The sequence below is a fragment of the Vibrio sp. 10N.286.52.C3 genome, assembly GCF_041468865.1.
Lineage (GTDB): Bacteria > Pseudomonadota > Gammaproteobacteria > Enterobacterales > Vibrionaceae > Vibrio > Vibrio crassostreae_C.
Genome location: NZ_JBFRJM010000019.1, coordinates 125,068 through 152,065 on the forward strand (window position 1 = coordinate 125,068; position 26,998 = coordinate 152,065).

Annotated in this window: 23 protein-coding genes; 18 read left to right on the forward strand and 5 right to left on the reverse strand. The window is 45.6% G+C overall.

Going from position 1 to position 26,998, the window contains the following annotated elements; all coding sequences use genetic code 11:
* Positions 1–13 precede the first annotated feature (13 nt).
* From ispC to AB4138_RS08535, 15 genes are all read left to right on the forward strand, one after another.
* A complete protein-coding gene (ispC, locus tag AB4138_RS08465) occupies positions 14–1,222 on the forward strand; it encodes a 1-deoxy-D-xylulose-5-phosphate reductoisomerase (RefSeq protein ID WP_017060737.1) in 1,209 nt (402 codons plus the stop codon).
* On the forward strand, positions 1,219–2,577 hold the full coding sequence (gene rseP / locus AB4138_RS08470; protein WP_017060736.1) for a sigma E protease regulator RseP: 1,359 nt from the start codon (positions 1,219–1,221) through the stop codon (positions 2,575–2,577). Before ispC ends, rseP begins: the two co-directional genes overlap by 4 nt.
* 48 nt (positions 2,578–2,625) lie before the next feature.
* On the forward strand, positions 2,626–5,031 hold the full coding sequence (gene bamA / locus AB4138_RS08475) for an outer membrane protein assembly factor BamA (protein WP_372305621.1): 2,406 nt from the start codon (positions 2,626–2,628) through the stop codon (positions 5,029–5,031).
* Between the two features lie 27 nt (positions 5,032–5,058).
* Positions 5,059–5,559, forward strand: coding sequence for an OmpH family outer membrane protein (locus AB4138_RS08480; RefSeq protein WP_017056311.1), 501 nt, complete (start codon positions 5,059–5,061; stop codon positions 5,557–5,559).
* Positions 5,560–5,564: 5 nt separating this feature from the next.
* Positions 5,565–6,596 carry a UDP-3-O-(3-hydroxymyristoyl)glucosamine N-acyltransferase gene (lpxD, locus tag AB4138_RS08485; RefSeq protein WP_171732507.1) on the forward strand — a complete coding sequence of 344 codons (1,032 nt, stop codon included), beginning with the start codon at positions 5,565–5,567 and terminating at the stop codon, positions 6,594–6,596.
* Between the two features lie 93 nt (positions 6,597–6,689).
* Positions 6,690–7,142, forward strand: a complete 453-nt coding sequence (fabZ, locus tag AB4138_RS08490; protein WP_009847408.1) for a 3-hydroxyacyl-ACP dehydratase FabZ — start codon at positions 6,690–6,692, stop codon at positions 7,140–7,142.
* Between the two features lies 1 nt (position 7,143).
* On the forward strand, positions 7,144–7,932 hold the full coding sequence (lpxA, locus tag AB4138_RS08495; protein ID WP_017069381.1) for an acyl-ACP--UDP-N-acetylglucosamine O-acyltransferase: 789 nt from the start codon (positions 7,144–7,146) through the stop codon (positions 7,930–7,932).
* A gap of 129 nt (positions 7,933–8,061) precedes the next feature.
* Positions 8,062–9,258, forward strand: coding sequence for a lipid-A-disaccharide synthase (lpxB, locus tag AB4138_RS08500; RefSeq protein WP_017069380.1), 1,197 nt, complete (start codon positions 8,062–8,064; stop codon positions 9,256–9,258).
* A 33-nt stretch (positions 9,259–9,291) separates the two neighbouring features.
* On the forward strand, positions 9,292–9,912 hold the full coding sequence (gene rnhB / locus AB4138_RS08505; RefSeq protein ID WP_017063371.1) for a ribonuclease HII: 621 nt from the start codon (positions 9,292–9,294) through the stop codon (positions 9,910–9,912).
* A 113-nt stretch (positions 9,913–10,025) separates the two neighbouring features.
* Positions 10,026–13,505 carry a DNA polymerase III subunit alpha gene (gene dnaE / locus AB4138_RS08510; RefSeq protein ID WP_137001220.1) on the forward strand — a complete coding sequence of 1,160 codons (3,480 nt, stop codon included), beginning with the start codon at positions 10,026–10,028 and terminating at the stop codon, positions 13,503–13,505.
* A gap of 45 nt (positions 13,506–13,550) precedes the next feature.
* Positions 13,551–14,510 carry an acetyl-CoA carboxylase carboxyl transferase subunit alpha gene (gene accA / locus AB4138_RS08515; protein WP_017060731.1) on the forward strand — a complete coding sequence of 320 codons (960 nt, stop codon included), beginning with the start codon at positions 13,551–13,553 and terminating at the stop codon, positions 14,508–14,510.
* Between the two features lie 124 nt (positions 14,511–14,634).
* A complete protein-coding gene (tilS, locus tag AB4138_RS08520) occupies positions 14,635–15,969 on the forward strand; it encodes a tRNA lysidine(34) synthetase TilS (RefSeq protein WP_017060730.1) in 1,335 nt (444 codons plus the stop codon).
* 46 nt (positions 15,970–16,015) lie between these two features.
* On the forward strand, positions 16,016–16,339 hold the full coding sequence (locus tag AB4138_RS08525) for a cytochrome c (RefSeq protein ID WP_170791809.1): 324 nt from the start codon (positions 16,016–16,018) through the stop codon (positions 16,337–16,339).
* Between the two features lie 130 nt (positions 16,340–16,469).
* On the forward strand, positions 16,470–16,808 hold the full coding sequence (gene glnB, locus AB4138_RS08530) for a nitrogen regulatory protein P-II (RefSeq protein ID WP_017063373.1): 339 nt from the start codon (positions 16,470–16,472) through the stop codon (positions 16,806–16,808).
* A gap of 61 nt (positions 16,809–16,869) precedes the next feature.
* On the forward strand, positions 16,870–17,712 hold the full coding sequence (locus AB4138_RS08535) for an endonuclease/exonuclease/phosphatase family protein (protein ID WP_372305624.1): 843 nt from the start codon (positions 16,870–16,872) through the stop codon (positions 17,710–17,712).
* 106 nt (positions 17,713–17,818) lie between these two features.
* Here AB4138_RS08535 and AB4138_RS08540 read toward each other — a convergent pair whose 3' ends face one another.
* The 3 genes from AB4138_RS08540 to gloB all read right to left on the reverse strand — a co-directional run bounded on the left by AB4138_RS08540 (position 17,819) and on the right by gloB (position 20,905).
* Complete coding sequence (locus tag AB4138_RS08540; RefSeq protein WP_372305626.1) at positions 17,819–18,505, reverse strand: YIP1 family protein; 687 nt, start codon at positions 18,503–18,505, stop codon at positions 17,819–17,821.
* A complete protein-coding gene (locus AB4138_RS08545; RefSeq protein ID WP_017063374.1) occupies positions 18,502–20,076 on the reverse strand; it encodes a LysM peptidoglycan-binding domain-containing protein in 1,575 nt (524 codons plus the stop codon). The genes AB4138_RS08540 and AB4138_RS08545 overlap by 4 nt, the downstream gene beginning before the upstream one ends.
* A gap of 70 nt (positions 20,077–20,146) precedes the next feature.
* Complete coding sequence (gloB, locus tag AB4138_RS08550) at positions 20,147–20,905, reverse strand: hydroxyacylglutathione hydrolase (RefSeq protein WP_017060725.1); 759 nt, start codon at positions 20,903–20,905, stop codon at positions 20,147–20,149.
* 53 nt (positions 20,906–20,958) lie between these two features.
* On the opposite strand from gloB, the gene AB4138_RS08555 reads away from it, so the two are divergent.
* Entirely contained in the window at positions 20,959–21,741 is a 783-nt protein-coding gene (locus AB4138_RS08555; RefSeq protein ID WP_017060724.1) for a class I SAM-dependent methyltransferase, read from the forward strand.
* A 98-nt stretch (positions 21,742–21,839) separates the two neighbouring features.
* Here AB4138_RS08555 and rnhA read toward each other — a convergent pair whose 3' ends face one another.
* The gene (gene rnhA, locus AB4138_RS08560; RefSeq protein ID WP_017063376.1) at positions 21,840–22,304 is read right to left on the reverse strand and encodes a ribonuclease HI; all 465 of its coding nucleotides are present in this window, start codon (positions 22,302–22,304) and stop codon (positions 21,840–21,842) included.
* 56 nt (positions 22,305–22,360) lie between these two features.
* On the opposite strand from rnhA, the gene dnaQ reads away from it, so the two are divergent.
* On the forward strand, positions 22,361–23,128 hold the full coding sequence (gene dnaQ / locus AB4138_RS08565; RefSeq protein ID WP_017060722.1) for a DNA polymerase III subunit epsilon: 768 nt from the start codon (positions 22,361–22,363) through the stop codon (positions 23,126–23,128).
* 9 nt (positions 23,129–23,137) lie between these two features.
* Complete coding sequence (locus tag AB4138_RS08570) at positions 23,138–24,385, forward strand: TIGR03503 family protein (protein ID WP_017069371.1); 1,248 nt, start codon at positions 23,138–23,140, stop codon at positions 24,383–24,385.
* A 128-nt stretch (positions 24,386–24,513) separates the two neighbouring features.
* Here the strand turns inward: AB4138_RS08570 and fadE are convergent, their stop codons facing one another.
* On the reverse strand, positions 24,514–26,979 hold the full coding sequence (gene fadE, locus AB4138_RS08575) for an acyl-CoA dehydrogenase FadE (RefSeq protein WP_372305629.1): 2,466 nt from the start codon (positions 26,977–26,979) through the stop codon (positions 24,514–24,516).
* Positions 26,980–26,998 lie beyond the last annotated feature (19 nt).

The window sequence follows — 26,998 nt, forward strand, 5'->3', positions numbered from 1 at the left end:
ACGGTCATATGTGATGCGAAATCTAACTATCCTTGGCGCTACCGGCTCAATTGGTGCAAGTACACTAAAAGTCGTTGAGCAAAACCCAGATCTCTATTCAGTGGTTGCACTGGCTGCAGGCTCGAATGTTGAAAAGATGCTGGCGTTAGTTGAAAAGTGGCAACCAAGCTATGTTGCTATGGCTTGCTCTGATGCAGCGTCTCAACTGACTGAAGTGTTGTCCGTGAGTTACCCTAACGTAAAAGTACTTTCAGGCACTGAAGGCATGTGTCAGGTTGCTTCTCTAGAGGAAGTGGACACGGTAATGGCCGCGATTGTTGGTGCCGCTGGTTTACTTCCTACTATGTCTGCGGTTAAAGCGGGCAAGCGTATCTTGCTTGCAAACAAAGAAGCTTTGGTGATGTCTGGGCAGTTGTTTATCGACGCCGTGGAAAAATACGGTGCAGAGCTGCTTCCTGTCGATAGCGAGCATAATGCTATTTTCCAATGCCTTCCGCAGAACGTACAAACTAACCTAGGCCGCTGTAACCTTGAAGAAAACGGCATTAACCATATTCTTCTGACTGGTTCTGGTGGTCCTTTCCGTTATACCGATGTGGCTGAACTCGAATCAGTGACTCCTGAACGCGCAATTGCACACCCTAACTGGTCTATGGGGCCTAAGATCTCTGTCGATTCTGCGACTATGATGAATAAAGGGCTAGAGTACATTGAAGCGAAATGGCTATTTAATGCTTCTCAGGAGCAGTTAAAGGTCATCATTCACCCGCAGTCTGTGATTCACTCGATGGTTCAGTACAAGGATGGCTCTGTGCTTGCTCAAATGGGCGAACCAGATATGGCAACGCCAATCGCTTTGACGATGTCTTACCCTAATCGTACCGAGGCGGGTGTTAAGCCTTTAGACTTTACTAAAGTGGGTGAGCTTACCTTCTTAGAACCAGATTTCAGTCGTTACCCGTGTTTGAGGTTAGCGATTGAAGCGTGCTACTTAGGTCAGCATGCGACAACAGCCATTAATGCAGCAAACGAGATCGCGGTCGATGCTTTCTTGAACAATCAGGTGAAGTTTACCGATATTGCTGTCATTAACGAACACGTTATGAGCAAAGTATGTGAACAACATAACTCTGAGGGTTTAGATAGCTTGGAAAGCCTTCTCGAGCTCGATAATATGTCTCGTCAAATAGCCATTCAATTTATTAAAGAGCAGCTAGCATGAGTGGAATTCTGTGGAACTTCGCATCTTTTATCGTAGCGCTTGGCATTCTGGTTGCTGTTCATGAGTTTGGACACTTCTGGGTCGCTCGTCGTTGTGGTGTGAAAGTTGAAAAATTCTCGATTGGTTTTGGTAAATCAATCTGGAGTAAAGTGGGCCGTGATGGTACTGAATACAGCTTGTCAGTGATTCCACTGGGCGGCTACGTTAAGATGCTCGATGGTCGTGTTGACGATCTTTCTGAAGATCAACAGCAATACGCTTTCGACAAGAAGCCGCTTTGGAAACGAACGGCGATTGTGGGTGCAGGCCCTGCATTCAACTTTATCTTTGCGGTGTTCGCGTATTGGTTAGTATTTTTGATTGGCGTACCCGCGGTTAAGCCCGTGATTGGTGAAGTCACTCCACAATCTATTGCTGCACAAGCCGGAATTGAAACTGGAATGGAACTTAAATCTATTTCAGGAATCAAAACCGCAGATTGGGAATCAGTCAATATGGGGTTGATATCGCACATTGGTGATCAATCCATGACAGTGACGGTTGCTTCTCAAGACGACATCGGCTTTGAGCAACAAATGACATTGGATATTTCAGACTGGTCGTTCAACCCAGAAACTGAATCTGCAATGACAACGCTGGGCTTTAGACCGTATTCTCCAGAGATATCGACCGTACTGGCTCAAATCATTGATGATGGCGCTGCATACGATGCAGGTCTTGAAGCTGGCGATAAAATTGTTGAGATTAACGGGCAACCTATTGAACAGTGGCAGTCGGTTGTTGAGTTAATTCGTGCTAATCCAATGACATCATTGGACTTGGTCGTATTGCGAAATGGTGCCGAGCAGTCATTGGTTATGACACCAAAAAGTCGAGAGCTTTCTGATGGTTCGACAATCGGCTATGCAGGTATTGCTCCGGAAGTCGCAGAATGGCCAGAAGATTATCGCTTTGAGTTACAATTTGGTGTAATTGAGTCTGTAGGAAAAGCATTTGATAAAACAGGTCAAATCATTGGATTGACACTGACAATGCTTAAGAAGCTCATCGTTGGTGATGTTGGCTTAAACAACTTGAGTGGCCCTATTTCAATCGCTAAAGGTGCAGGTACAACCGCCGATTATGGTCTGGTTTACTTCTTGGGCTTTTTGGCTCTGATTAGTGTTAACTTAGGGATTATTAATTTGGTTCCGCTGCCTATGCTTGATGGCGGACATTTGCTGTTTTTCGCTATTGAGGCCGTTACTCGTAAACCGGTACCTGAGAAAGTTCAGGAAATGGGATACAGAGTGGGAGGGGCAATCCTCTTCTCATTGATGGCTCTGGCAATATTTAACGATTTTACTCGTCTGTGAATGGTTTCTCACAGGCATTGGTAGTAGCAAGGAATAATTAGAATAAGTATGGCGATTAAGCAAATTCTGTTCGCAAGTCTATTGGCCACTAGTGTGGCTGCGAACGGAGCACAAAACTTTGTAGTTCAAGATATCAAGATCGAAGGTTTACAGCGTGTTGCACTTGGTGCAGCTCTACTGAAAATGCCAGTACGTATTGGCGATGAAGTGGATGAAAGCGATGTGTCTGAGATCATTCGTGCATTGTATGCTTCGGGCAACTTTGAGGACGTTAAAGTACTTCGTGATGAAGGTGTATTGATTGTTCAAGTTCAAGAACGACCGACCATCGCAAGCATCTCATTCTCTGGTAATAAAGCGATTAAAGAAGAACAGCTTCAGCAGAACCTAGATGCGTCTGGTGTTCGTGAAGGTGAAGCCCTTGACCGTACTACGCTGAGTAACATTGAAAAAGGCCTTGAAGATTTTTACTACAGTGTTGGTAAGTACAACGCGACAGTAAAAGCGGTTGTGACACCTCTGCCACGTAACCGTTCTGACCTTAAGTTTGTGTTTACTGAGGGCGTATCCGCTAAGATTCAGCAAATCAACTTTATCGGTAATGAAGTCTTCTCTGACTCTGAACTGCTTAGTCGTTTCAATCTGAATGTTGATGTTGCATGGTGGAATTTCCTTGCGGATGAAAAATACCAAAAGCAAGTATTAGCCGGTGATATCGAAGCGCTGAAATCTTACTACCTTGACCGTGGTTACCTTAAGTTTAAGGTTGACTCTACGCAGGTGGCGATCTCTCCAGACAAAAAAGGTGTTTACATCACGCTTGGCCTCGATGAAGGCGAAGCCTACACCGTTAAAGATGTCTCTTTCCGTGGTGAATTAATCGGTCGTGAGGCTGACTTCGAAGCGTTAGTGCCATTCGAAGACGGCGATACGTACAACGGTTCTTCGGTAACGTCTTTGGAAGAGAACGTAAAACGAATTCTTGGTGAATCTGGCTACGCGTACCCACAAGTTCGCACGATTCCTGAATTTGACGATGAGACCAAAGAAGTGTCGTTGGTTATCAATGTAGAAGCGGGCAGCCGTATCTATGTTCGTGATATTCGATTCACGGGTAACAACTCAACGAAAGACGAAGTACTGCGTCGTGAAATGCGTCAAATGGAAGGCAGCTGGCTTAACTCTAAGTCCATTGATACCGGTAAGAGCCGTCTTAACCGTTTAGGTTTCTTTGAAACGGTTGATGTACAAACAGTGCGTGTTCCTGGCAGTGAAGACCAAGTTGATTTGGTTTACAACGTTAAGGAAGCGAACTCAGGCAGTATCAACTTTGGTGTTGGCTACGGTACTGAATCAGGTGTTAGTTTCCAAGTTGGTTTGCAACAAGATAACTTTGCAGGTTCAGGTAACCGTGTTGGCGTAAGTGCCATGATGAATGATTACCAAAAGAACGTGAGCTTTGACTACCGTGACCCATACTGGAACCTTGATGGTGTGAGCTTAGGCGGTAAGATCTTCTACAACGAATTTGAAGCCTCTGAAGCGGGCATCGTCGACTATACCAACCAAAGTTACGGTACCAGCCTAACATGGGGTTTCCCTATGGATGAGCTGAACCGTATCGAGTTTGGTGTGGGCTATACGCACAACAAGATCGGTAACGTACCGACTTATATCCAAGTTGAACAGTTCGCGAGAAGTATCGACCAATACGGTGACGAGCACATCTTAACCGATGACTTCGATATCAATATTTCATGGACGCGTAACAATTTGAACCGTGGTTTCTTCCCAACTGAGGGTAACCACCAACGTGCTTTCGCTAAAATGACGGTACCAGGCTCTGATGCTCAGTACTTCAAAATGCAGTACGATGTAAAACATTACATCCCGCTGACCAAAAAGCATGAGTTCACACTATTGATGCGCGGCCGATTAGGCTATGGTAATGGTTATGGTCAAACAGATGGTAACGATAACTTGTTCCCATTCTACGAGAACTACTACGCAGGTGGTTTTACAACCCTACGTGGCTTTGGTTCTAACTCAGCTGGCCCGAAAGCCGTTTACGGAAGCAGCACAGGTAACAACCCAACCTATGATACCGCTACTGATGATTCAGTGGGTGGTAACGCGGTTGCCTTAGCAAGCTTAGAGTTAATTGTACCAACGCCGTTTGCTTCTGATGAAGCGCGCAGCCAGATTCGAACCAGTGTTTTCTTCGACATGGCAAGTGTATGGGACACAGAGTTCGTAGACCGCGGCGCACCAAATAGTGGCAGCCAGTACTACTACGATTACTCTGACCCAACAAATTACCGTTCATCTTATGGTGCCGCTCTTCAATGGATGTCACCAATGGGCCCACTGGTTTTCTCTCTAGCGAAACCAATTAAAGTTTACGAAGGTGATGATGAGGAATTCTTCACATTCACCATTGGTAGAACTTTCTAATATTTAAAGGACAATATTTTGAAAAATATGATTAAAGCAGCAGGTTTAGGCCTTGTAGTTCTTAGCTCTTCTTTCTTTGCAACAGCTGCTGAAGCTGCGCAAAAAGTGGGTTATGTAAACACTGCACAAGTATTCCAGGCTCTACCTCAGCGTGAAGTTGTTCTTCAAAAAATGCAGGAAGAGTTCAAAGACAAAGCAGCTGAGCTACAGAGCATTCAAGCTGAAGCTAAAACGAAGATTGAAAAGCTTAAGCGTGATGGCGAGCTACTAGGTCCTGACGAAGTTGAGAAGCTACGTATCGAAGTAGGCCAACTAGACAGCAAGTACAAAATCAAAGCTCAAGCACTAGAAAAAGCAAGCCAACGTCGTGAAGCACAAGAGAAGCAGAAGCTATTCAAAGTGATTCAAGATGCTGTAACGAAAGTTGCAGAGAAAGAAGGCTACGACATGATCGTTGATATTCAAGCTCTGCAATACGGCAAGCCAGAATACAACATCTCTGAGAAAGTAATTAAAGCACTGAAATAAGTTTTATGAAGAATCTGACTTTAGCCGAATTGGCAACGATTACCGGGGGAGAGCTACACGGAGATGGTACAATTACCGTTTCAGCAGTCGCTCCGATGGATAAAGCGCAAGAAGGTAACATTACGTTCCTTTCTAACGTGAAGTACAGCAAGCACCTAGGTGACTGTAAAGCGTCCGCTATTATGGTTAAAGAGAGTGAGCGTGAACTGTGCAAGACTAACGTGATTGTGGTTAATGACCCTTATGTTGCTTTTGCTAAAGTTGCTCAAGCGCTTGATACTACTCCTGCTCCCGCAGCGGCTATTGCTGATTCTGCTTCAATCTCTAGCGAAGCAACCATTGGACAAAATGTGTCTATTGGCGCGAACGCTGTGATTGAGTCTGGTGTAGTACTTAGTGATGATGTGATCATCGGTGCTGGTTGCTTTATTGGTAAAAATGCAAAAATTGGCGCAGGCACTAAGCTGTGGGCTAACGTAAGTGTTTACCATGAAGTTGTGATTGGTGAAGGATGTCTGATCCAATCAAGTACTGTTATTGGCTCTGATGGCTTTGGCTATGCGAACGAGAAAGGTGAGTGGGTTAAGATCCCGCAAGTGGGTTCTGTTCGCATTGGTAACCGCGTAGAAATCGGCGCGTGTACTACCATTGACCGTGGTGCATTAGATGACACAATCATTGAAGATAACGTTATCTTAGATAACCAACTTCAAATTGCTCACAATGTTCACATCGGATATGGTTCTGCTCTTGCGGGTGGTACTATCATCGCAGGCAGCACGACGATAGGTAAGTACTGTATTATTGGTGGCGGCAGTGTGATTAATGGTCACATTGAAATCGTTGATGGCGTTACAATCACCGGTATGGGGATGGTAATGCGCAGTATCACTGAGAAAGGCATGTACTCTTCAGGTATTCCTTTACAGCCAAATAAAGATTGGCGTAAAACAGCAACGCGTGTTCATCGAATTGATGAAATGAACAAGCGTTTGAAAACCGTTGAAAAACTTATCGAGAAGAGCGCGGAATCATAATTCCAGCATTTCTAATAAAAGGCTCGCGTACAGCGAGTCTTTTTCGTTTATAATCCTTCTAATTAAATAAAGAATATATATAGGAATACGACTTTGACTACTGAACAGACAACGATGAACATTACTGAAATTCAGGAACTATTACCTCATCGCTACCCATTCTTAATGGTTGATCGTGTGACTAGCTTTGAAAAAGAAAAAACACTGACTGCGATTAAGAATGTCTCTGTTAACGAACCTCAGTTCACAGGCCACTTCCCACAACTTCCTGTATTCCCAGGCGTGTTGATCTTAGAAGCAATGGCACAAGCAACAGGCCTTCTAGCATTTAAATCTTTTGGTGCGCCTTCTGGCAACGAGCTTTACTACTTTGCTAGCGTAGATAAAGCTAAATTCCGTAAGCCAGTAGTACCTGGTGACCAACTGGTTATCGAAGTTGAATTCTTAAAAGAACGTCGTGGCATCGCATCGTTTAATGGTGTTGCTAAGGTTGACGGCGTAGTTGTATGTTCAGCTGAACTTAAATGTGCTCGTAGAGAGTTTTAATATGATTCATGAAACAGCGAAAATTCACCCGGCAGCAGTAATCGAAGGTGATGTAACTATCGGTGCTAACGTGACGGTTGGGCCTTTCACTTACATTGCTGGTAACGTGACCATTGGAGACGACACTGAAGTGATGTCGCACGTTGTGATCAAAGGTCACACAACCATTGGTAAAGAAAACCGCATTTTCCCACACGCTGTTATCGGTGAAGAAAACCAAGATAAGAAATACGGCGGCGAAGACACAACAGTTGTGATCGGTGATCGCAACGTAATTCGTGAAGCGGTTCAAATCCATCGTGGTACGGTTCAAGACAAAGCAACCACAGTGATTGGTGATGACAACTTACTTTGTGTTAATGCTCACGTAGCGCACGATGTTATTGTTGGTAACCACACTCACATTGGTAACAACGCTATTCTTGGCGGTCATGTAACGGTTGGCGACTACGCTGGTGTTATGGCACTTTCTGCGATTCACCCATTCTGCTCAATTGGTGCTTACGCATACATTGGTGGCTGTTCTGCAGTTGTTCAAGATGTACTGCCGTACGTGCTTGCACAGGGTAACCACGCGGCTCCATTCGGCCTTAACCTAGTAGGCTTGAAGCGTAACGGATTTGAGAAACCTGAAATTCGTGCACTACAGAAAGCGTACAAAGAGCTATACCGTTCAGGTAAAACACTTGAAGAAGCGAAAGCGGCTTTAGTGGAAATGGCAAAAGAGTTTACTTCGGTAGTTCCTATGCTTGAAATGCTAGAGAACTCTGAGCGCGGTATTATTCGTTAATACTCGATGTGGTTATGTACCAATCCGCGTAAGTATGACAATAATTACTTAATCAGATTGGTATAACAAAAAGATCGCTAATCATTAGGCGATCTTTTTTGTTTTAGGCAAGAAGGGAATTGGAAAACTATGGCACAGCAAGAAACAGCAACCAACAGCACGGACTTTGTTTCGAATGAACCACTGCGCGTAGGTATCGTTGTCGGAGAACTCTCTGGTGACACGCTTGGCGAAGGTTTTATCAAAGCAATCAAATCGCAGTACCCGAACGCTGAATTCGTGGGTATTGGCGGACCAAAAATGAAGGCGCTTGGTTGTGAGTCTCTTTTCGAGATGGAAGAGCTGGCTGTCATGGGCTTAGTTGAAGTACTTGGCCGTTTACCTCGCTTATTAAAAGTGAAAGCAGAGCTGGTAAAGTATTTCACTCAAAACCCGCCAGATGTGTTTGTGGGTATCGATGCGCCTGACTTCAACCTAAGACTTGAACTCGATCTTAAGAACGCCGGCATTAAAACAGTTCATTACGTGAGCCCTTCCGTGTGGGCTTGGCGTCCTAAACGTATCTTTAAAATCGACAAAGCAACCGACTTGGTTTTGGCCTTCCTGCCATTTGAGAAAGCGTTTTATGATAAATACAACGTTGCCTGTGAATTTGTTGGTCACACGTTAGCTGATGCTATTCCTTTAGAACCAAGCAAACAAGATGCACGTGAGCTGTTAGGCTTAGATCAAGACAAGCAATGGTTAGCTGTATTGCCGGGTAGTCGTGGTGGTGAGATGGGTTTGATTGCTCAACCATTTATCGAAACTTGCCAACGTATCAAGCAGAAGTATCCGGATATCAATTTTGTTGTTGCGCTCGTTAACGAACAGCGTAAAAAGCAGTTTACTGAAATCTGGCAATCGACCGCACCTGAGCTTGAATTCACGTTAGTCGAAGATACGGCAACCAACGTGATTACCGCCGCTGATTCTGTGCTCTTGGCTTCAGGTACCGTGGCTCTTGAATGTATGTTGCTTAAGCGCCCTATGGTGGTTGGTTACAAAGTAAATAAGCTGACGGGTTACATTGTTAAGAAGTTGGCGATCACTGAGTTTGTGTCACTGCCGAATATTTTGGCCGGTGAAGAGATCGTGAAAGAGCATATTCTTGAAGAGTGTCACCCAGACTTTTTGTTCCCGTCTGTCGATAAAATGCTATCAGCCGATAACAGTGCCTTGATCGAACGCTTTACCGAGATGCATCACTGGATCCGTAAAGACGCAGACAAACAAGCCGCTAACGCAGTATTGAAATTGATTGACCGACCTTTTGTTGAAGCATAAAGCGCTTACTTACAGAATATTAAGAGATTAGTTATGGCAGTAAAAGAGAAAAAAGAGCTTCCTCCATTTGAATACCCGCAAGGCTACCAGCTGTTTGCTGGCGTGGATGAAGTAGGACGTGGCCCTTTGGTTGGCGACGTGGTGACTGCTGCGGTTATCCTCGATCCAAACAACCCAATTGAAGGCTTGAACGACTCAAAGAAATTATCTGAGAAAAAGCGTCTTGCGCTGCTTCCAGAAATCAAAGAGAAAGCTTTAGCGTGGTCTGTCGGTCGTTGCTCTCCACAAGAAATTGATGAGTTGAATATTCTGCAAGCGACGATGGTAGCTATGCAGCGAGCTATCGCAGGTTTGAGCGTTCAACCTGATATGGCGTTGATAGATGGAAACCGTGTCCCAGAACTGCCGATGGATGGTCTTGCGATTGTGAAGGGTGACTTGCGAGTGGCTGAAATCAGTGCGGCGTCTATTATCGCAAAAGTCGTTCGTGACCAAGAGATGGAAGATCTTGATAAACTTCATCCAGAGTTTGGTTTTGCTAAGCATAAAGGTTACCCGACCAAAGCGCATTTCGAAGCGATTGAAAAACATGGTGTAACCGAGCATTACCGAAAGAGCTTTAAGCCAGTAAAACGTATTCTTGGCATAGACTAGAGCTTTACGTTAACTAGAGCTTAGCATCGAATAAAGTTGCTAACTTGTATTAGAAAAAAATAGAATACACACAGTTGTAATCCTAGGCTCAAACCTAGAACTCAGGAAAAATAATGTCAGATCCAAAATTTGTTCACCTACGCGTACACAGTGACTTTTCGATGGTGGATGGCCTATCCAAGGTGCCACCATTAGTTAAAAAAGTCGCTGAAATGGGTATGCCTGCTCTAGCATTGACCGACTTTACCAACCTGTGTGGTTTGGTGAAGTTTTACGGTACTGCCCATGGGTGTGGGGTTAAACCTATTATTGGTGCTGACTTCTTGATGCAGTCTCCGGAATTCGGTGACGAGTTGACCAAGCTCACCGTTATCGCAACGGACAATAAAGGTTATAACAACCTAACGTTACTCATCTCAAAAGCCTACCTTCGTGGTCATGTTCAGCATCAGCCTGTTATTGATAAAGAGTGGCTAATTGAGAATGCAGAAGGCCTGATCATTCTATCGGGTGCGAAGGAAGGTGAGATCGGTAAAGCGTTACTGAAAGGTAACCGTGAACTGGTTGCAAGCAATGTCAAGTTTTACAAAACATACTTCCCTGATCGTTTTTACCTTGAGCTGATTCGTACCGGACGTCCGGATGAAGAGTCTTACCTGCACTTTGCGTTGGAACTGGCTGAGCAGGAAGACTTGCCTGTTGTTGCAACCAACGAAGTAGTATTCTTAACTGAAGACCTGTTTGATGCCCATGAAATCCGCGTGGCAATTCATGATGGTTTCACTATGGTCGATCCTCGTCGTCCTAAAAATTACAGCGCGCAACAGTATCTTCGTAGCGAAGAAGAGATGTGCGAGTTGTTCTCCGATATCCCTGAAGCACTTGAGAACAGTGTTGAGATTGCTAAGCGTTGTAATGTAACGGTTCGTCTGGGCGAGTACTTCCTGCCTAACTTCCCAACGGAAGGTTTGGCGATTGAAGACTTCTTGATCAAGAAATCTGAAGAAGGCCTTGAGCGACGTCTAGCGTTCCTATTCCCAGATGAAAAAGTGCGTGCTGAGCGCAGACCGGAATACGATGAGCGACTCAAGATTGAGCTCGAAGTTGTTAACAACATGGGTTTCCCAGGTTACTTCTTGATCGTAATGGAGTTCATCCAGTGGTCAAAAGACAACGATGTGCCAGTAGGTCCTGGCCGTGGTTCTGGTGCCGGCTCTCTAGTCGCTTACGCTTTGGATATCACCGATCTCGATCCACTTGAATACGATCTACTTTTCGAACGTTTCTTGAACCCAGAACGTGTATCCATGCCCGATTTCGATATCGACTTCTGTATGGATAAGCGTGACCAAGTTATTGATCACGTGGCTGAGATGTACGGTCGTGATGCTGTTTCTCAGATCATCACCTTTGGTACCATGGCGGCAAAAGCGGTAATCCGCGATGTAGGCCGTGTATTGGGCCACCCGTTTGGTTTCGTCGATCGAATTTCAAAGCTTGTACCGCCAGACCCAGGTATGACGCTAGAGAAAGCATTCCTTGCTGAACCTGCATTGCCAGAGCTTTACGATGGCGATGAAGAAGTTCGTGAGTTGATTGATAAGTGTCGCATCCTTGAAGGTTGTACGCGAAATGCCGGTAAGCACGCAGGTGGTGTTGTTATCTCACCCACCACGATCACCGATTTTGCGCCAATCTATGCCGACGCAGAAGGTAACTTCCCAGTAACTCAGTTCGATAAGAATGACGTTGAAACGGCTGGCTTGGTTAAGTTCGACTTCTTGGGGCTGCGTACCCTGACCATCATCGACTGGGCGTTAGGCCTAGTGAATCCACGTTTGAAGAAAGAGGGGAAAGAACCGGTTCGTATCGAGTCGATTCCTCTTGATGACCAAGCGTCATTTAACCTATTACAAAATTCTGAAACCACCGCGGTATTCCAGCTGGAATCGCGTGGTATGAAAGACCTTATCAAACGTCTACAGCCCGACTGTTTTGAAGATATTATCGCATTGGTAGCCCTGTTCCGTCCGGGTCCTCTGCAATCAGGCATGGTAGATAACTTTATCGACCGTAAACACGGCCGTGAAGCGGTTTCTTACCCTGATGAAACGTGGCAACACGAATCGCTGAAAGAGACGCTAGAACCTACGTACGGCATCATCCTGTATCAAGAGCAGGTAATGCAAATCGCACAGATCCTTGCTGGCTATACGCTTGGTGGAGCGGATATGTTGCGTCGTGCGATGGGTAAGAAAAAGCCAGAAGAGATGGCAAAGCAGCGTGGTACCTTTAAAGAGGGTGCTGAAGCCAATGGTGTTGATGGCGAGCTGGCCATGAAGATCTTTGACTTGGTAGAGAAATTTGCGGGCTACGGCTTTAACAAATCTCACTCCGCAGCATATGCACTGGTTTCTTATCAAACGCTATGGCTGAAAACGCACTACCCAGCGGAATTTATGGCTGCGGTAATGACGGCAGATATGGATAACACCGAGAAGGTTATTGGCCTTGTTGATGAATGTTTCCGTATGAAGCTCAAGCTTTTACCACCAGATATCAACTCGGGTCTGTACCGCTTTAACGTGGATGAAGATGGCGCGATTGTTTATGGCATCGGTGCGATCAAAGGGGTCGGTGAAGGCCCTATTGAAGCGATTATTGAAGCGCGAAATAAAGGTGGTTACTTTAAAGACTTATTCGACTTCTGTGCACGTCTTGATCTGAAGAAGGTTAATAAACGTGTTATCGAAAAGTTGATTCTATCCGGAGCCTTAGATAGATTAGGTCCTCACCGAGCGGCGATGATGGCATCTTTGAAAGATGCGGTGAAGGCAGCGAGTCAACATCACCATGCCGAGTCTTTTGGTCAATCTGATATGTTTGGCGTGTTGACCGACGCTCCGGAAGAGGTTGAACACAAGTATACCCAAGTGCCTAAATGGCCTGAGAAGATTTGGCTTGAGGGTGAACGTGAAACGCTTGGCTTGTATTTAACGGGTCACCCGGTTAACGCTTACATCAAAGAGTTAGCGAAATACACTAGCTGTCGTTTGAAAGATGCCACGCCAACGCGTCGTGACCAATCACTAACAATTGCAGGCTTGGTGATTGCTGCGAGAGTGATGACGACGAAGCGCGGCACGCGAATTGGTTTGATGACACTTGATGACCGTTCGGGCCGAATGGAAGTGATGTTGTTCTCGGATGCGCTCGATCGCTACGCAGAATTGCTCGAAAAAGACAAAATTGTGGTCGTTTCCGGACAGGTCAGCTTTGATGATTTCAATGGCGGGCTTAAAATGTCCGCGCGCGAGGTCATGGACTTAGGAAGCGCCCGTGAGAAATATGCTCGTGGGGTGTCGATATCTATCGACCAATCCCAAATTAACGGTCAATTTTTTGAACGCTTTAGTCAAATCTTAGAACCTTATAGAGCCGGAACGGTCCCAGTCAATGTATACTACCAGCGTGCCGACGCTAGAGCGCGGTTAACATTGGGCACAGAATGGCGCGTGACGCCAAGTGATACATTACTAGACGAATTAAAACAGCTGCTTGGAAATAGCCAAGTAGAACTCGAATTTAACTAAAATTTAGCTTCGCGAATGCGGAGCTGAATCAACAAGGATTCATAGATGAGCCTGAACTTTCTAGAATTTGAAAAGCCTATCGCTGAACTTGAAGCAAAAATCGAAGCGCTACGTGACGTTTCGCGTCACGGTGGTGACACAGCGGTAGATCTAGACAAAGAAATCGAACAACTAGAGAAAAAAAGCTTAGAGCTTAAACAGAAAATCTTTAGTGACTTAGGTGCATGGCAGGTAGCTCAACTTGCTCGTCACCCTCAACGTCCTTACACCAAAGATTACCTGGAGCATGCATTCACAGAGTTTGAAGAGATGGCGGGCGATCGCGCTTACGCTGACGACAAAGCTATTGTGGGTGGTATGGCTCGTCTAAATGGCCGTCCTGTTATGGTTATTGGTCACCAGAAAGGTCGTGAGACTAAAGAGAAAGTGATCCGTAACTTTGGTATGCCAAAGCCAGAAGGTTACCGTAAGGCGCTACGTCTAATGGAAACTGCTGAGCGTTTCAACATGCCTATTATTACTTTCATCGACACAGCGGGCGCATACCCAGGTGTTGGTGCTGAAGAGCGTGGTCAATCTGAAGCTATCGCTAAAAACCTAAAAGTGATGGCTGGCCTTTCAGTTCCTGTTATCTGTAACGTTGTGGGTGAAGGCGGTTCTGGTGGTGCACTAGCGATTGGTGTTGGTGACTACGTGAACATGCTTCAGTACTCTACGTACTCAGTAATCTCTCCAGAAGGTTGTGCTTCAATCTTATGGCGCGATTCAGATAAAGCACCACAAGCAGCTGAAGCGATGGGCCTGATTGCTCCTCGTCTTAAAGAGCTTGAGCTTATCGACGAAATCATTCCTGAGCCTCTAGGTGGCGCGCACCGCGACCCTGCACAAACCGCTCAAAACATGAAAGACATGTTAGTTAAACAGCTAGAAGAGCTAGAGCAGTTTGATAACGAAACGCTGCTTGAGCGTCGTTACCAGCGTCTAATGAGCTACGGCTACTGCTGATAACTTGCCTTAGCGATAAGGCTAGCTATACGAACAAATGATGAAAGGGTTGGACTCAGTGCCAACCCTTTTTTATTATTAAAACATTATCCCTTAACACACGATCTCTTGGTTTATTAGCCTCATGACACACTTAATTGATACCTTCACATCTGTACTTGATCAAAGCGCGCTTAAGCCTTGTCGGTTGATCGTCGCTTTCAGTGGTGGTGTCGATTCACGAGTGTTGTTGGAGTTGGCTGCCCAATTCGCTAAGTCCCATCACATCGATTGCTGTGCGGTACATGTTCACCACGGCTTAAGCAACAATGCTGATTATTGGGCAGAGCAGTGCAAAACATGGTGTGATGCTTTGTCGGTATCCTTGTTCATTGAACGAGTCTCGCTAGATATTAGCCGTGGAGAAAGCGTTGAAAAGCTGGCTCGAGACGCGCGATACCAAGCCCTTAAAAAGCATATTAGACAAGGTGATGTGTTAGTGACAGGCCAGCACATCGATGACCAAGTCGAGACCTTCTTGTTAGCTCTTAAGCGTGGCAGTGGTCCGAAAGGGCTCTCTTCAATGGCGAAAGTGATGCCATTTTCAGGTGCTCATATCGTTCGCCCACTGCTGTCGGTGACGAGAACGGATATTGAAGTGGCGGCGCGCGATATGGCTTTAACTTGGGTAGAAGATGAGAGTAATCAAGACGTTCGCTTTGACCGTAATTTTATTCGTCATCAAGTCACTCCGACACTGACCGAGCGTTGGCCTAGTTTTCGAGAATCGGTCAGTCGTAGTGCTCAGCTATGTGCAGAGCAAGAGTTACTGTTGGATGAGTTGTTAGAATCTCACTTACAACAAGCTTTGACTGAGAAGCACAGCTTAAGTATTGAGGTATTATCTCAGTACTCTGATTTACTGCGTGCACGCTTATTAAGAATGTGGCTGAGCCGCTGTAATCAACCGATGCCGAGCCAAAAGCAGCTCAAACTTATATGGGATGAGGTGGCATGTGCTCAGGCAGACGCCAACCCTAAGCTGGTGTTGAATGAGGTTGAGGTTAGACGTTTTAATCATCAGCTCCATGTCGTAAAAGAGACCAAAGACTTGTCGAACTGGCAAAGTGATATCTCGATGGAAGAGAGCTTAGTTTTGCCTGACGGTTTAGGGGAACTACACTTAACTTCAGCGGCGAGTGATGGTGTATCTAACCACTGTGATGCGCAACATTTTAGTCTCAACACAACGAGAGGAACACTGCGAGTGATATTTAACCCTGAGGGATTGTCAGCACACCCTGTTGGGCGCGGTCATAGCAGGAAGCTTAAGAAGTTGTTTCAAGAGTACCAAGTACCCAGTTGGTTAAGACGCAGAACGCCGATATTAATGGATGGCGATCGAGTGATCGCTGTTTTAGGCTTATTCGTAGATAAAAACTACGAAGGTCAAGATTGTGAAGCGCTTTGGAGCAAGTAGAAAAAGTTTATGTCACAATTCACCGTCACTTTAATAAAAATAATTAATGGAATATGCAATGAAGAAAATTACACTAGGATTAGTTCTTGGATTTGGACTATTGAGTGGTAACGCTCTGGCGGCTGATGTTGCTGCGGGTCAAGCTAAAGCAGCAATCTGTGCGGCATGTCATGGTGCAGACGGTATCGCAGTGATCCCTGGCTATCCAAACCTTAAAGGTCAAAACGAGCAATACATCGCTTCATCAATTAAGGCCTATAAGAATGGCCAGCGCACCGGCGGTTTGGCCGCTGTAATGCAGGCTCAAGCTTCAATGCTGAGTGATGAAGACATCGCGAATCTAGCCGCTTACTACGCAAGCCTTAAGTAAAACCTTCTCAAAGCGCTGATTAAACAAGATGATAAATTTCGAGCCAGAGCTTTAAAGCTCTGGCTTTTTTCATTGAATGTTTACTATAGCTAACCGATAATGAGCCATTCGCACAGTTTAAGGGATGAACATGAAAAAGATTGAAGCCATTATCAAGCCATTCAAACTTGATGATGTACGTGAAGCACTTGCAGAAGTGGGTATTACGGGTATGACAGTATCTGAAGTTAAAGGCTTTGGACGTCAAAAAGGTCATACTGAGCTATACCGCGGCGCAGAGTACATGGTCGACTTTTTACCTAAAGTGAAACTAGAAATCGTTGTGACCGACGAAGTGGCTGACCAATGTGTTGATACCATCATTGAGACGGCTCAAACAGGTAAAATTGGTGACGGTAAGATCTTCATTACTGAAGTTGAACGTGTGGTACGTATTCGTACTGGCGAAGAAGACGAAGACGCCGTATAAAAAAACTATTACCCTAAAAGGAGCGTTTATCGCTCCTTTTTCATCTCTGGTAGGGTGCTGTATGTTTAAGAAAACCATCATTGTTATCACGTTATTGATAACGCTTGCTGTCGTTAGTTTTCATTTTATCTTCGTGATCCCGAATAAACCCAACCTGATCATTTCCTCTCAAAGTACCAGTAACGACATCTACAGTTGCTACCAAAACTCTGCACCGAAAGCGATTGATGTGTCTGATGGCTTAGACATTGCGGTGTGGAATATCTACAAGCAAAACCGAAATAATTGGCAGAGTGAGTTAAATAAGCTGTCGGCAGGTAGCGATTTAGTCTTGCTGCAAGAAGCTAGTATGACAGAAGGACTTCGCCAATGGGTAATGAGCGGACAGTGGGGAAGCACACGTGTTAATGCGTTTGAGGCCTTTGAGCAAAGTGCTGGGGTACTCAACCTAGCAACCCATTTACCGATTGAAGCGTGTGCTTATACTCATGAAGAACCTTGGCTTCAACTGCCTAAATCGGCGCTTTGGTCGCGTTACCAACTAAACAATGGCGAAGAGCTGGCTGTGATTAATATCCACGCTGTGAACTTTACCTTTGGTACGGAAGATTACGAGGCTCAGCTCAAGAGCTTAACTGACAATCTGCAAAAGTATCGTGGGCCGGTTATTTTTGCTGGGGACTTTAATAGCTGGAGTGAAGCTCGCTTTGCTGTATTGAAAGATGCGTTGGAGAAGGTTGGTTTGACGGAAGTTGCCTTTGAGCCAGATAACAGAACTCAGTTCATTACAGGACTGGTGCTCGACCATGTGTTCTATCGAGGGCTAGAGGTAGAAAAAGCAAAAGCGCCCATTACGGACGCTTCTGATCATAACCCTATGCGAGTGACCTTTAAGGCTAAATAGTGATTAGCTATTAGTCATTGGAACTTAACCATTCGCACGGTGGTTACCTTGGGAAATCTAACGGAACAATAGGCTAGAGAGTCTTCGCTAGCCTTATCTCTTCTACTTAAAAGATTAAAATGTAGAGCGCCCAGATTAGGTAGTAGCCAACCCATGGTAAGCCTGAAATCACAAGCGCTTGCCCGCGTTCAAACTCAGTCCACGTTAATACCGCAGCATAACCTAGCACGATGTACCATGGCAGAAGCAGTGGTAATGAGCTAGCAAACTGTGACCAATCATTAGTTAGCGGTAACTTGATCAAGCCATTTAAGCTGTTCAAGTCGGCAGCGTAGTTCATCACATGTCCATGCTTGAGTATCAGGCTTGCGTAGCTTGCTACATCACCTAAAACAGCTGGGAATATAACAACCGATGCCGCTGCAAACCATCGCCAAAAGCTGTGCTGATGTTGGCTTGGCTTGGTTGCTAGGTTAAACCAGAATGCCAATAGAACGATGGTTAATGTTCGGCCAAATACGTCGCTGATGATTTCACTTGCGAGTAAGGTATTGCTGTCAAGTAACGCCAATTGGTCAGGGTTCGTTTGAGCCAGTTGCTGCGAGAGCTCTGCACTTAACCATGCAAAATCTACATTCGAAAAATAAGCACCCCAAAACAAAAATGGGCTGAGCATTAATACGACGTAGGGTTGCCATCCCCAAGCACTTCGTTGATAAAGCGCTAAGAAACAAGCTGTTGGCGAACGGAATATATCCAACAGCATGATGAGTGGGTTACTTGACGGGTTCATACACTTACCTTAGTTACATCAACATACAGCTTCAGTTTTTGTCCTGGCTGTAGGTATTTTTTGTTCTGCAAAGTGTTCCATTTTACAACATCTGTACTTTTTACTTTGAACTTTGATGCAATACCGCTGACTGTGTCACCTGATCTTACGTTATAAAAGATCGTACGGATGATGGCGCCGTCTGAGCCGTTCTTCCAAATGACCAGTTCTTGACCAACTCTAAGCGTGTCGCGTGGTCCCATGCCATTCCACTTAGCCAGTGATTGATGAGAGACCTTATTTGCGCGTGCAATCGTCCATAGGCTGTCACCACTTCTTACAGTATGGCTGAGCTTATATTGACCACGACTCTTCGACTGTGTGCTTGCTAGGCGGTTTGAGGCGCTTAGGGCGTATGTCTTGTCGTCTTTGGTGGATGTTGGGATAAGTAAGTGCTGGCCAATACGAATATTGTTGTTGCTCAAACCGTTTGCAGAGCGGATCACTTTGCTGGTGGTGTTATATTTGCTTGCCAGTACGCTAATGCTGTCACCAGATTGAACCTTGTAACGCACCAACTTCATGCCTTTGCCTTTATTGGCAGCGACTTCTTTGTTGAATTTCTCAACTGAATCTAAAGGAAGTAATAGTTGTTGGTGTTTCTCTGGTGCCGTTGCCCATTGGTTGTAAGCCGGGTTGTAACCTTGAAGTTCTTTGACAGGAATGCCTGCGTAGTTCGCAGCAATGGCTAAATCAAGCTGTTCTTCAGGGTTAACCAGAGTCAGCACTGGCTTATTCGGGATCGCCGGAATATCGATGCCATACTTTTCTTGGTTGGCAATGACATCTGCTAGAGCAAGCAGTTTAGGTACATAGCTGCTGGTCTCTTTTGGTAAGTCCAAAGAGAAAAAGTCGATTGGCTTGCCAAGCTTCTTGTTCTTGCGGATTGCGCTGTTTACTCGACCACCACCACTGTTATAGGCAGCAATCGCATGATTCCAGTCGCCATCGAAACGTCGGTTAAGATCTGAGAGGAAGTCCAATGCGGCGTCGGTAGAGGCGGCAACATCGCGGCGGCCGTCATACCAAAAGTTCTGTTCAAGCCCGTAGTCTTTGCCAGTGCCTGAAATGAATTGCCATAGACCAGCAGCACTGCCATGAGAGTAGGCAAACGCATCGAAAGAGCTTTCTACAACGGGTAGTAGTGCCAATTCTAGTGGTAAGCCTTTTTCTTCAATCTTAGTCGTGATCAGATACAAGAAAGGTTCAGCACGCTTTGATACTGTTTTTAGATGACTCGGGTGCTTGAGATACCAAGTTCGGTAGTAGTCGACCTTCTTTTGGTCTGGCACTTCCATTTCAAGTTGCATCGCAATGCGTTTCCAAACATCTTCTTGTGTTTGTGGAGTAACGACAGGTGCTTCAACTTTTTGATCTTCTTTGGCTGTTGCTTCTGATGAAACGTTCGCTTGAGAAACTTCTTTAGTAGGAGATGTGTTGGTTTGCTCGGAAGCTTGGTCTGGATTCTCTGACTGAGTTAATTGGCAACCAGAAAGTAGTAATACCAAAGCCCAGCTGTACTTAACTCGCATGTTACAGCCTTTTTAATTAACGGCCGATGATAATACTTGCCACCCCCTATGAGTGACAAGTCTGTATTTGTTAAAATTCGTTCTTCCACGCACGTAAAGCGGTGAATACCGATAAAGGATCGGTCTGCTCGGTGCGATTAGACACTGATTTCACTACACTTGGCTCGGTATAGCGCAGGAAGGGGTTCACAAACTTCTCTTGTCTCAAATTTGTGGGGATGGTCGACTTATTTTGAGCGCGAAGTCGGTTCACTTGGTCGCGATATTGCTGCAAATGTTGGTTATCAGGCTCTACGGCTAATGCGAAAGCGATATTGGCTGCAGTGTACTCATGTGCACAATAAACTTCGGTTTCTTGAGGCAGAGCCGTGATCTTATTCAGTGCATCGAACATCTGTTGTGGTGTGCCTTCCATGATTCGGCCACAGCCCGCAGAGAACAACACATCACCACAAAACAGTTTGGCATCGCCCACATAACCAATATGACCCGCAGTATGGCCACTGAGCCCTAGGACGAGGAATACTTCGCCAAACAGTTCTAATTGATCACCATCATCGACCGGATGAGTTAAGGTAGGGATAGGTTCATTCCTTGGACCGACAACATCCACGCCGGGAAATTGTCTAACGAGTTCTGGAACACCACCAATGTGATCGTGGTGGTGGTGTGTAATCAAGATTGCATCTAAAGTTAGCTCATGGTGTGCCAAGTACTCTAATACTGGAGCCGCATCACCAGGGTCGACGACAGCACAACGGCGATCGCTATTTTGAATCAGCCAGATGTAATTGTCGTTAAATGCAGGTATGCTTTTGATATGTAACATTATTGGTTCTCCAGTCACTATTAGTGCGACAGAATAAGTGAGACAGATTATTGATGAAGCCAGCACGTAGCAGAAAGAAGTTTGAACGTCCTTACACTTGGGCGCAATTGCACAATGGGGACTGGTTGAGAGAATCTATTCAAACTCGACTCGATGAGTGGTGCCCAAAGCTATTTGGTTACCATATGCTCAAGCTCGGTGGCCTCAGTAGTGAGATTTCTAGCTGCACATGCAACATTCAACATCAAGTAAACCTAGATATCCAGAACCCATTACATAATGTGATAGCGGATGGCTATAATTTACCCTTTTTGGAGAAAAGCTTTGATGTTGTAGTACTGAGTCATCAGCTAGATTATAGCAATGACCCGCATCGCTTATTGAGAGAAGTCGACCGAGTGATGATGGACGATGGCTATATCATTATCACGGGCTTCAACCCAATCAGTGTCACTGGGCTTGCCAGTTTGATGCCTTGGCGAAAGAACAGCTTGCCTTGGAGTGGGCGTATGTACACGCCAAGTCGAATTAAAGACTGGTTAGGTGTACTTAACTATGAAGTAATTCATTGTGACACCTACGCGCTGTTTCCGATGAGTAAGTATCAAGCGATGTGGACGTGGTTGGAGAACAGCTTAGGTGGTTGTGCATCCTTCGCCGGAAGCCAATACTTTATTGTTGCTCGCAAGCGTACTTACCCGCTAAAACCCATCAAACCACATTGGCACCTTAAGCGACGTTTCTCGCCTGTTGGGGCAAGTTTTAGAACCAATACGCGCCGTACAATGGATTCAGCCAAAGCGTCATATCCGCTAAAAACAGAAAAAGCCGATTAGTTGTCGGCTTTTCATCTATCAATTCGATTGAGAAATTGTCAATTAGTTTAAGAAATTATAAATCGCTTTCTGAAATGTGCGTCTAATTAAAAAGACGATTAGCTTGGTTGATAGCCCGTATCTTCTAGAGTCGGATTCTCCGCTGCATTTCGCGCTAAATCATCACACATTTCGTTTTCTCTGTGTCCGGCGTGTCCTTTTACCCAGCGCCAATCAACGTTATGGCGAGCGGTTTCTTTATCGAGCCTTTGCCACAGATCGGCATTTTTAACCGGTTTCTTGTCGGCTGTTTTCCAGTCACGCTTTTTCCAGTTATGAATCCACTGTGTGATGCCTTGACGCACGTATTGGCTATCTGTGGTCAGAATCACAGAGCAAGGTTCTTTGAGGGTTTGCAGAGCCACGACAGCGGCGAGCATTTCCATACGGTTATTGGTTGTTAGCGTGAAACCTTCTGCTAGCGTCTTCTCGACTTTTTTGTAGCGAAGTACGATGCCATAGCCGCCGGGACCAGGGTTGCCTAAACAAGAACCATCAGTGAAAATTTCAACTTGTTTCGTCATGATTTGATACTATTACCTCAAGCACATTATCGGCATAGTCTGACACAGTTATCCTTATGAATACCAGTAGCACTCCAGAACAAAGCACGAACGAAAAAAACAGTTCGAACGAAAATAAGCGCATTGTTGTACTCGATACCGAAACCACCGGTATGAATACAGAAGGTGGCCCTCACTATATGGGTCACCGCATCGTTGAAATTGGTGCAGTAGAGATCATCAACCGTAGGCTGACCGGGCGTCATTTCCACGTCTACATCAAGCCCGATCGTGCGATTCAAGAAGAGGCGATTGGCGTTCACGGTATTACCGATGAATTCTTGATTGATAAGCCTGAATACCAAGACATTCATAAAGAGTTTCTCGACTTTATCAAAGGTGCGGAGCTGGTGGCTCATAACGCGCCCTTCGATACGGGCTTCATGGACTATGAGTTTGAGAAGCTCAACCCAGCGATAGGTAAAACGGATGACTACTGTAAAGTTACCGATACCTTGGCAATGGCGAAGAAGATATTCCCAGGTAAAAGAAACAACCTAGATATCTTATGTGACCGTTACGGTATCGATAACTCGCACCGCACTCTCCACGGCGCATTGCTCGATGCGGAGATCCTAGCCGACGTCTACTTATTGATGACGGGTGGTCAAACTTCGCTGCAATTTAACGCTGGTCAACAGGAAGGTGAAGCCGAAAGCATACGAAGAGTAGAAAGTGGTCGAAAATCCCTAAAGGTTTTACGAGCTACGGCCGATGAAGTAGAAGCGCATCAAAGTCGTTTAGATCTCGTCGAGAAAAGCGGAAGCTGCCTCTGGCGTCAGTAGGGAGAAAGTATGTTAAGGGTATTGGCTACCGGTTGCTTATTGCTGTTAAGTTTTGGCTTACATGCAGCAACAGAATCCGTTATGAGTTTATTGGACAACCGTTTTAGAGTTGATCCCAGTATTGAACAAGTCACCTTTGTGATTTATCGAGCCGATAACTCTAAACCTGTCGTTTTGGTTCGCCCTGATGGCAAGAAATACTACTCTTGGCGCAATGCTGATAATGTCCGTTGGTACGAAGAATCGTCCATGGACATTATCTCTATCGACAATCCGATGCCCGGCCCTTGGCAAGCGATAGGTAAAGTTTCCCCTAAGAACAATATCAAGCTGCTGTCTCATCTTGTTTTGGATGCTAATGAGTTCCCAGATAAGTTGTATCAAACAGAGCGCATCAAATTTACCGCTCGACTGACTTCTGATGGCAAGCCGCTGGTGCTGCGCGATTTTCTCGATCGCGTGAAGCTTAAGGTTACCTTTACTAAGTTTGTTGAAAACGAAGAGTCTTTGGTGAGAGAAGCGCGCCCGGTGCCGGTTGTGATGGGCGAGTTTGCCGATGATGGCGCTGATCTTGATGAAAAGGCCGGAGATGGTGTGTTCACTGTCTCTTTGCCAATTGATATCGAGCCCGGTAAATACCGAGCGCGTATTACCTCTGGTAATGGCGTGTTCCTGCGAGCGCAAGAGCAAGAAGTCTTGGTTTACCCAACACCGATCACTAGCACCTTCATTCAATCACGAAAAGAGGGTTTACCTCATACTATTGTGGTGTCTGGTGAACAGGGGATGATCGCACCGAGCTCGTTAGCGGTTCATGTTGAGCACAAGGCTCCTGATGAATATGTGATGTACAAGCAGGGGCAAGCTGAAGTCGACGCAATGAAAGTCGCTTTAGAGGTGCCTTATAATGGCGATTTAGGAATTTATAATTGGTCAGGGATGGTTTATGCCACTGATGCTTCAAGTCAGCGCCCGCTGATTTTTCCAATTACCGAGCAGTCGTACAGCGTTGTTGAAGATATCGACTTAGCAGAGTCACGACGTCTTCAAGAAGAAGCTCTTGCTGAACAGAAGCGTATCGCAACAGAGTTGATGATCCTTCAAAAACGTGAAGATGACAGACAGCGCAGCATGATCATTATTGCGGTGGGTAATGTGGTCGCTATTCTATTGGGCTTATTGATTTGGTTTGTGGTTCGTAAGGTCAAGGCGAAGAAAAAAGCGTTACCTGAGATGCAGCTCAAGGCGCCCAAGTAACTCGCTTAGATGATTAGATTGTCTAGAGAGAATAAGCTGCTAGATAAAGCATTGGAATTTGTGGCAACGAAATCATGAACAAAAAAACGGGACTCATAGTAGTCCCGTTTTTGTTTCTTTTTCTGGCCTTAAGCGACGTTATCAATCGATTGGTCTGGGTACTGAGATTTTGCTGCAAGCTCCTCTGGTGAGAAGTCATCCACGTTAATCGTGTACAGTCTATGTTCCTCAGCGCTAATCAGAAGATTTGCTTCGTCTTGCGTTAAGATACCTTTCTCAAGTCCCAACTGAGCAACAAGATCAAGTCGTAAGAAGGCACGTTTTTGATGTGTCTCTTTGCAGACTTTGTCGAACAGAGGTTCAGCTTGAAGAATCACTTCTAGCGCTTTTTCAATCTTACCTACTGGGTTGTATTCCGTCGCTTCTAGGTATTGGCCGCGACCTATACGAGAGCGTGTTTCGCTTGGTGTTTGTAGAATGTGCGCAACTTTGCTATCGAGCTTGTCGTTTGGAGCACGACGGATACGACCAAATGGCATTAGCACAACACGAAGCAGACGACCAATCACAGGGTTAGGGAAGTTCGCTAAGAATTCATCAATCGCCACTTCAGTCTGACGTAAGCTATCTTGCATCCCCCAATGTACTAACGGTAGATCTTCAGCGTGGCTGCCTTCACTTTCAAAGCGCTTCAACGTTGCTGAACCGAGGTAAAGTTGACTTAAGATATCACCCAGTCTTGCTGATAAACGTTCTCTACGCTTCAGTGATCCACCTAGAACTGCCATTGAGATATCAGACAGTAGCGCTAGGTTTGCACTGTAGCGGTTTAGCTGTTGGTAGTAACGCTGTGTCTGTTTATCTGTTTTATTTGAAGGTGTTGGCGCATCAGAACCACGACCATCGGTTAAACCAAACCACAAGCTGCGGACTAGGTTGCTCATCGTAAAGCTAACGTGCCCTGCTAACGCTGAATCAAACTTATCAAGCGCATCGCTGCTTTCAGAATAAGCCGCTTCCATTTCGTTCAGTACGTAAGGGTGACAGCGAATCGCACCTTGACCATAGATGATCATTGAACGAGTCAGGATGTTTGCGCCTTCAACCGTAATCGCGATAGGCGAGCCTTGGTAGCCACGAGCTAGGAAGTTCGATGGGCCTAAACAAATGCCTTTACCACCGACGATATCCATCGCATCAATGATGCTGCGTTGGCCACGGTGCGTACAATGGTACTTAACGATTGCAGAGATAACCGAAGGCTTTTCGCCAAGGTCAATACCTGCGACGGTTAGGTTACTTGCTGCGTCCATTACATAAGCGTTACCTGCAAGGCGTGCAAGTGGCTCTTCAACCCCTTCCATGCGGCCAATAGGCTGTTTGAACTGACGGCGGATACGAGCGTAAGCGCCAGTTGCAAGCGCGGCAGACTTGATGCCACCAGTTGAGTTTGAAGGCAGTGTGATACCACGACCAACCGACAGGCACTCAACCAGCATACGCCAGCCTTGACCGGCCATTTTCTGACCGCCAATGATGAAATCGATAGGCACGAAGATATCGTCGCCTTGCGTCGGGCCATTTTGGAAAGGTACGTTTAGTGGGAAGTGGCGGTTGCCAATCTTTACGCCTTTTAAATCCGTTGGGATAAGCGCACAAGTGATACCAAGATCTTTTTGATCACCAAGCAGGCCATCCGGGTCACGAAGTTTAAAAGCTAAGCCTAATACCGTCGCGACAGGCGCGAGAGTGATGTAACGCTTGTTCCAAGTTAGGCGCATGCCGAGTACTTCTTCGCCTTGCCAGTCGCCTTTACAAACCACACCGTAATCTGGAATAGAGCCAGCATCAGAGCCTGCCTCTGGGCTAGTTAGTGCGAAACAAGGGATCTCTTTACCTTCCGCTAGGCGAGGCAGGTAGTGGTTTCTTTGTTCTTCTGTACCGTAGTGTTGTAAAAGCTCACCAGGGCCTAATGAGTTAGGTACGCCAACCGTCGATGACAATACACTAGAAACGCCTGTTAGCTTCTGTAGAACCAAAGATTGAGCGTAAGCTGAGAACTCTAAGCCGCCGTATTTTTTCTTGATGATCATGGCGAAGAATTTATGGTCTTTCAGGTATTGCCATACTTCTGGTGGCAAATCAGCAAGCTCATGAGTGACTTGGTAATCATTGACCATTTCACACACGATATTTACTGGACCATCTAAAAACGCTTGCTCAGCTTCAGAGAGTTTCGGGTCAGCAATGTTCTGAAGTTTCTTCCATTCAGGTTTGCCTTTGAACAGCTCTGCTTCCCACCATACTGTGCCGGCTTCTAGTGCTTCTTTTTCTGTCTGAGACATCGCCGGTAGAACTTTCTTAAATAAAGAGAGTGCTTTTTGGCTGATCAGTGTCTGACGAATGGTCGGTACAGCAAAGATCGCAACGGCTAATAGATAGCAAAGCCAGCCGGTAACAGCCACGCCGCCAAGCAGTGTTAATGCTACCATTGCGCCGGTTAATACAACTAATGCACGTACCAGACTAACTCTATGGTAAAGACAGACGCCTAAGATGGCGGTCATGCCGAGTAGGGAGAGCAATATGTTCATGATCGATTTCCTTTTCAGA

What these genes read in the sequence shown, in the direction of transcription:
- fadE (WP_372305629.1), bottom strand. Translation starts at nt 26,979, where the DNA reads ATGAACATATTGCTCTCCCTACTCGGCATGACCGCCATCTTAGGCGTC.
- dnaQ (WP_017060722.1), top strand. Translation starts at nt 22,361, where the DNA reads ATGAATACCAGTAGCACTCCAGAACAAAGCACGAACGAAAAAAACAGT.
- AB4138_RS08545 (WP_017063374.1), bottom strand. Translation starts at nt 20,076, where the DNA reads ATGCGAGTTAAGTACAGCTGGGCTTTGGTATTACTACTTTCTGGTTGC.
- AB4138_RS08535 (WP_372305624.1), top strand. Translation starts at nt 16,870, where the DNA reads ATGTTTAAGAAAACCATCATTGTTATCACGTTATTGATAACGCTTGCT.
- lpxA (WP_017069381.1), top strand. Translation starts at nt 7,144, where the DNA reads ATGATTCATGAAACAGCGAAAATTCACCCGGCAGCAGTAATCGAAGGT.
- tilS (WP_017060730.1), top strand. Translation starts at nt 14,635, where the DNA reads ATGACACACTTAATTGATACCTTCACATCTGTACTTGATCAAAGCGCG.
- lpxB (WP_017069380.1), top strand. Translation starts at nt 8,062, where the DNA reads ATGGCACAGCAAGAAACAGCAACCAACAGCACGGACTTTGTTTCGAAT.
- AB4138_RS08525 (WP_170791809.1), top strand. Translation starts at nt 16,016, where the DNA reads ATGGAATATGCAATGAAGAAAATTACACTAGGATTAGTTCTTGGATTT.
- rseP (WP_017060736.1), top strand. Translation starts at nt 1,219, where the DNA reads ATGAGTGGAATTCTGTGGAACTTCGCATCTTTTATCGTAGCGCTTGGC.
- AB4138_RS08480 (WP_017056311.1), top strand. Translation starts at nt 5,059, where the DNA reads ATGATTAAAGCAGCAGGTTTAGGCCTTGTAGTTCTTAGCTCTTCTTTC.
- rnhB (WP_017063371.1), top strand. Translation starts at nt 9,292, where the DNA reads ATGGCAGTAAAAGAGAAAAAAGAGCTTCCTCCATTTGAATACCCGCAA.
- accA (WP_017060731.1), top strand. Translation starts at nt 13,551, where the DNA reads ATGAGCCTGAACTTTCTAGAATTTGAAAAGCCTATCGCTGAACTTGAA.
- dnaE (WP_137001220.1), top strand. Translation starts at nt 10,026, where the DNA reads ATGTCAGATCCAAAATTTGTTCACCTACGCGTACACAGTGACTTTTCG.
- gloB (WP_017060725.1), bottom strand. Translation starts at nt 20,905, where the DNA reads ATGTTACATATCAAAAGCATACCTGCATTTAACGACAATTACATCTGG.
- lpxD (WP_171732507.1), top strand. Translation starts at nt 5,565, where the DNA reads ATGAAGAATCTGACTTTAGCCGAATTGGCAACGATTACCGGGGGAGAG.
- glnB (WP_017063373.1), top strand. Translation starts at nt 16,470, where the DNA reads ATGAAAAAGATTGAAGCCATTATCAAGCCATTCAAACTTGATGATGTA.
- AB4138_RS08570 (WP_017069371.1), top strand. Translation starts at nt 23,138, where the DNA reads ATGTTAAGGGTATTGGCTACCGGTTGCTTATTGCTGTTAAGTTTTGGC.
- bamA (WP_372305621.1), top strand. Translation starts at nt 2,626, where the DNA reads ATGGCGATTAAGCAAATTCTGTTCGCAAGTCTATTGGCCACTAGTGTG.
- AB4138_RS08540 (WP_372305626.1), bottom strand. Translation starts at nt 18,505, where the DNA reads ATGAACCCGTCAAGTAACCCACTCATCATGCTGTTGGATATATTCCGT.
- AB4138_RS08555 (WP_017060724.1), top strand. Translation starts at nt 20,959, where the DNA reads ATGAAGCCAGCACGTAGCAGAAAGAAGTTTGAACGTCCTTACACTTGG.
- ispC (WP_017060737.1), top strand. Translation starts at nt 14, where the DNA reads ATGCGAAATCTAACTATCCTTGGCGCTACCGGCTCAATTGGTGCAAGT.
- rnhA (WP_017063376.1), bottom strand. Translation starts at nt 22,304, where the DNA reads ATGACGAAACAAGTTGAAATTTTCACTGATGGTTCTTGTTTAGGCAAC.